The following is a 3,704-nucleotide window of genomic DNA, read 5'->3' as shown; positions in this document are numbered from 1 at the left end:
CCGGATGAAATGCTTCGGACTATAACAGATTCGGCCTAGCCAGTACTACACAAACCTGCGCCAGGAGGAGAAAAACTTACCCGCCGGCACAAAGAGCCGGGGTAGTCGGTCCCCTCCGCGGGTTGTAGATGTCGGACGAAGGGCTCTATAATTCCGCTTCAGATCAACCACGAGACAAAGGAGCCTCCAATGCAACATGCTGCCCCGGTCGATACAGCCGTAACGGTCGCCGACGACCCCCAAGCCCGCGCCCTGCTTCAGCAAGCCTTTGAAAACACCGCGCGCTGGCAGCCTAACTTTCGCGGGTTCTCGGCCGACCTGACCGTCAATACCAACGGCCAGCTGGTGAGCGGCACCGTCGTCGTCAAAGGGCCGCGTGAAGTGACGGTGCACTTGCCCGACGACACCATCCAAAAATGGGCGCAAGAACAGATCGGCATGATCGCCGTGCACCGCGCGCCCCGCAAGTTCGAGGAATCGGACGGCAAACATCGTCTCACGATGGAAGCTGGCGACGAACATCCGCTCGGTCGCCGCCTCGACATTCATGGCGACGGCATGCAGTCTTTTTATCGAATCAGAGATAACCGTATCACGCAGATCAATCGAAAAATGCCCCATGTCGCATTCACGATCAACGTAGAAGAAAGCAGCACGACGCCGGACCAGAAGCAACTGACCACAAAGTACACCGTCTATTATTTCGCGCCGAAAGACGGCACACTTCGCAACGTCGAAAGTTTTACAGATACCCATGTGCGTGTCGGAGCCTCCGATCTCCCGGCGACACGGCGCATCATTTCCTATGAAAACGGCGCCGTACTCGTACGGACGCTCACCTTCAGCAACCACACACTGTTGGCGTGATGGATTTACGAACGACGTTTCCACGCAGCATGAAGACGAGGTTGGCCGGCTACGTGCATCTGGCACGGATGATCGACAAATGCCGCGCGGTATTGGCCGGGACGAAAGGCGAATATCTCTATCCTTGTCCGATGGATGAACGGCTGCTGGACTATGTCGGCATCACAGCCGAGCAGTTTACGGCGGCGGTGAAGGCCAATCAGACCGATGACGGGGTGGTGGAGTGGTTCAGGCGCACCGCCACCCCGCATGGGGAAGCGGAGCTCGAGGCATGGAACGGAACGTTGCTCGAGCGCGGTCCGAGTTCGCCGGAGAGTGCCAAGAAATTCGCGAAATACCGTGATGCGGTGGATCCTTCGCGGACCGACATCACAGCCTGGTCGGATCTGCAAGACCTGGAAGAGGGGCGCACGGTTCCACTCCGAACCAGATAAGTCCTTTCCAGGCTCGATCGTACACCGACGAGCCTCGCCCGGAGCCCCCGTCGCGCACCACCCGGCCCCACCTTCGTTCCCGCATTGCTTTCCTCTGAGTAGAAGCATAGGCTAAGGCCAAGGCTGGTATGGCAACCCGTTGCACGGGACGCGGTACCCCCTCCGCCAACACCCCTCATCACCCGAGGGACCGCATGACAGGCTTCGCTCCACAGCATCCGGCATCCCACCCGAGGTTCCTGCAGTCGCAGGACAGGGACGGCACACACCTCAGCATGGTGACATCATGAAAACCACCGCACCGCGCGAGCAATCGCGCGTCGCACCAGACTCGGCCTCGAACAGCTCAGTCTCCCCGAAGAACCTGCTCATCGCCGTCGACGACTCGAATGCCACCATCCGTGCCCTCCACTACGTCGGAACACTCCTTCGCGAGACACCAGCTGTGACCATCACCTTGTTTCATGTGCTGAACCCCATGCCGCGCGAATTGATGGAACATGGCGGCTCGGAGAATCCCGACATGGAGCATCAACTCGGCGAACAACTCCGCAAAGACCAGCAAGAATGGATGCACATGGAGGAGACTCTGGAATATCCCATCCTCGAACGGGCGCTTGAGCGATTCAGGGACACGGGGTTTCCGACCGACCGAGTGACGCTGAAATTGGGATACGCGGGCGATGTCGTCGACACGATTCTGGATGAAGTCCGCTCCGGCGGCTATGGCACCCTCGTGGTCACCAGGCACGGTCCACCGGGCGCGGCACGCCTCTTCAGCAGCAGCATTGCCGATCGTCTGTCACGAGACCTCTCCGGCATCGCGCTCTGGGTGATCGAGTAGGGCCAGGCCGACCATCGCGACAGGCCCTTCTCCCCTGTTGTCTCCGAACCAGGTTCTGGGCCTCACCCTCGATGCACACTCCCCACCCCGATGCTCGCCGCAAGCAATCCGATGATCGAATCACGCCGTAGTATGAACAGCGGTCGGAAAACCGACCGGTGGCACACATACCAGCTTCAGAGATCACAGGAGGAACGACATGACAGTTGAGACAATTCCAGCAGCCGTGCAGCAGTACTTTGCCGCCATCGGGAAGAAGGATGCAGATTCCTGGGTCGGCTGTTTTGACGAGAAGGGAATCAGCTACGAACCGGGAGCACCGACGCCACTACAGGGGCATGCGGCGCTAGGTCAATTTATTCGCGGCGTGCTCGACCTGTTCCAAACCATCGAGCTGACAGCGGATCATGTCTTCATCACGGGCAACCGCGCGGCGGTCAAATTCACAGGCCGCGGACGAGGCAACAACGGACGCGATGTTGTCGTGGAAGGCATCGACGTATTCGAGATCAACGAGAACGGAAACATTCAAACCATGTGGGGCTACTGGAACCCCGCCGCGATGATGAAGCAGCTGCAGGGATAATTGCGAAAAACCACGCTGGGATTTTTCGGACTGATCTTGATTACCCAGATCCGACTGCGGTGTGTTCAGCCTAAGTCACCCACTCTCGCACTGGTGTTTCAACAGTGCTTCACCTTGAGATGAACGATGAAACCAAGGTCCCTTCGATTGGGACGTGCGTCATTTTGCGCCCCTTTCTGGCACACGCTTCTTTAGAATTTCAACGCTCACTCCCTGTAGATAGACAATTTCAATAATGCTTTCAGCAATATCTACTAAGGTGATCAGGTCCGGTTGTGAAGGTTTATAAGCTCTGTGCATTGCTGCATGACCAGCTTGAAGAAGTGTCTCCAAATATTCTCGTTGGATCCGCGATACAAATCCTTTACTTTCAAAGAGCTCAAGGTTCTTCGCGAATGTACCTTGATCGCCAACTTTGGCAATCATGACATGTTCTAACAGTGCACGGACTCCCATAGCAGCCAACCGGGGCTGATTATTTTGTAGCGCGCTATAAATCTCTAGTAACAGTTCATGGACAAACTTTTCTTCTTTGTTCAATCCAAAATGGAAAGCGTTCATCCACACAGGGCTTGTTCGGAATATTGATGGAGGGAAGTATTGCACTCGCTCTCCCTCCTCTTCCGAAAACAGGGACCTGTGTCGGAGCTTGATGTTGTCGCACCCCAGACATCGCAACATTTCATAGATATCGGTCCCGGATATGTCGTAGTCGTCTTCTGACCATTCGCTAGTTTCGGAATGAACGACACAGTGATTACGGTCGCCACCACACTCATTGCAGTGAGCACGCACAGATGTACTCATAGACTCAAACCGTCAAAGGTTATTCACTATGCAGGCAAGACTGCCTAGATAGGGTGGCTTGCTTGGGCACCCAGTACGCGCGTCTAACGAGGCCATTCTCTTTCACTTTTCACTTCCCACAAAGGGCGCGGTCGGGCGGTCCTTCCCTGCGCGCGTCGGACGAGCA

General features: G+C 56.4%; 5 protein-coding genes. 4 read left to right on the top strand and 1 reads right to left on the bottom strand.

Annotated elements, in window-relative coordinates:
- The first annotated feature begins 189 nt into the window (after positions 1 to 189).
- From KF784_19805 to KF784_19790, 4 genes are all read left to right on the top strand, one after another.
- A complete protein-coding gene (locus KF784_19805; protein ID MBX3121307.1) occupies positions 190 to 867 on the top strand; it encodes a DUF3386 domain-containing protein in 678 nt (225 codons plus the stop codon).
- Positions 867 to 1,301 (top strand): DUF5069 domain-containing protein, encoded by a 435-nt coding sequence (locus KF784_19800; protein ID MBX3121306.1) that lies wholly within the window; start codon positions 867 to 869, stop codon positions 1,299 to 1,301. The genes KF784_19805 and KF784_19800 overlap by 1 nt, the downstream gene beginning before the upstream one ends.
- A 286-nt stretch (positions 1,302 to 1,587) precedes the next feature.
- Positions 1,588 to 2,145: a universal stress protein gene (locus KF784_19795; protein MBX3121305.1), complete on the top strand. Its 558-nt coding sequence runs from the start codon at positions 1,588 to 1,590 to the stop codon at positions 2,143 to 2,145.
- Between the two features lie 199 nt (positions 2,146 to 2,344).
- Entirely contained in the window at positions 2,345 to 2,731 is a 387-nt protein-coding gene (locus KF784_19790) for a nuclear transport factor 2 family protein (protein ID MBX3121304.1), read from the top strand.
- A 159-nt stretch (positions 2,732 to 2,890) separates the two neighbouring features.
- Here the strand turns inward: KF784_19790 and KF784_19785 are convergent, their stop codons facing one another.
- Positions 2,891 to 3,337: a DUF4145 domain-containing protein gene (locus tag KF784_19785; GenBank protein MBX3121303.1), complete on the bottom strand. Its 447-nt coding sequence runs from the start codon at positions 3,335 to 3,337 to the stop codon at positions 2,891 to 2,893.
- Positions 3,338 to 3,704: the final 367 nt, after the last annotated feature.

The organism is Fimbriimonadaceae bacterium, assembly GCA_019638775.1.
GTDB lineage: Bacteria > Armatimonadota > Fimbriimonadia > Fimbriimonadales > Fimbriimonadaceae > JAHBTD01.
This window is presented reverse-complemented; position numbering and strand designations above follow the sequence as displayed.

What these genes read in the sequence shown, in the direction of transcription:
- KF784_19805 (MBX3121307.1), top strand. Translation starts at nt 190, where the DNA reads ATGCAACATGCTGCCCCGGTCGATACAGCCGTAACGGTCGCCGACGAC.
- KF784_19800 (MBX3121306.1), top strand. Translation starts at nt 867, where the DNA reads ATGGATTTACGAACGACGTTTCCACGCAGCATGAAGACGAGGTTGGCC.
- KF784_19795 (MBX3121305.1), top strand. Translation starts at nt 1,588, where the DNA reads ATGAAAACCACCGCACCGCGCGAGCAATCGCGCGTCGCACCAGACTCG.
- KF784_19790 (MBX3121304.1), top strand. Translation starts at nt 2,345, where the DNA reads ATGACAGTTGAGACAATTCCAGCAGCCGTGCAGCAGTACTTTGCCGCC.